General features: G+C 43.9%; 2 protein-coding genes. One reads left to right on the top strand and one right to left on the bottom strand.

Going from position 1 to position 745, the window contains the following annotated elements; translation table 11 throughout:
- The first annotated feature begins 150 nt into the window (after positions 1-150).
- On the top strand, positions 151-369 hold the full coding sequence (locus tag H8705_RS13760; RefSeq protein WP_392392108.1) for a DUF3862 domain-containing protein: 219 nt from the start codon (positions 151-153) through the stop codon (positions 367-369).
- Positions 370-442: 73 nt separating this feature from the next.
- Here H8705_RS13760 and H8705_RS13650 read toward each other — a convergent pair.
- Positions 443-745: hypothetical protein (locus H8705_RS13650; RefSeq protein ID WP_262396325.1), on the bottom strand; the 303-nt coding region annotated here is incomplete at its 5' end.

Genomic DNA, 745 nt, shown 5'->3' with positions numbered 1-745 from the left:
CGGGTCTCTTGCCCCCTGCCGGATCGCATCCGCCTGCGCCTGGGTGATCACCTTTAAAGCCACATAGTTTTGGGTGGCGTATTTGCTTGTTTCTTCCGCCCCGGTTCCGTCCAGCTGCGAGTCGGTACCGATCCAAATAATGACCCCCTTATGTCACTGTCTGAATATTATAAAATTGAAACCGGCATGACATATGAAGAGGTTATAAAAATTGTTGGTTCCTATGGTACAGAGTCCGCCCGAACCGAAACCCAAGGATACCAGATAGTTATTATAAGTTGGAACGGAAACGGCCAAATCGGAGCGAACGCCACAGTAACATTTGAAAATGGAAGAGTTTCATCTAAGGCACAAGTTGGGCTTCAATAAAATCGGGTAGTTGATAGCAATTATTATAATAATTAAAGACCATGCACTGGTTAAAAATTTATGAGGTTGAAAATTACTTTTTTCGTCCTGATCTGGGAGAGTAGGATTTCTCTACCTCTTCTCTAGCCTTAGCCATCGCTTCAGACATAGTTTTATAGTTTTTCGATGCCCTGGAATTGGCCCTTGCCAACCCTCCTCTTGTTGATGCGTTCACCTCGATAGGCCCCATTTTAACCGGTACATTGGTAGGCACCATGTTAGGATTGTTCGTATATTTTATTCTTTCTTTTCCGTCCGGCCAATAATATGTATAGGTTTGGTCTTTGCTTAAGTCTTGCGGAAACGGCCCATATACTATATCCGTTGATACGTCGGT

The organism is Youxingia wuxianensis (assembly GCF_014385085.1).
GTDB classification, from domain to species: domain Bacteria; phylum Bacillota; class Clostridia; order Oscillospirales; family Ruminococcaceae; genus Youxingia; species Youxingia wuxianensis.
The sequence above is the reverse complement of the archived record's forward strand: the minus strand, read 5'-3'. Positions and strand labels throughout refer to the sequence as shown.

What these genes read in the sequence shown, in the direction of transcription:
- H8705_RS13760 (WP_392392108.1), top strand. Translation starts at nt 151, where the DNA reads ATGTCACTGTCTGAATATTATAAAATTGAAACCGGCATGACATATGAA.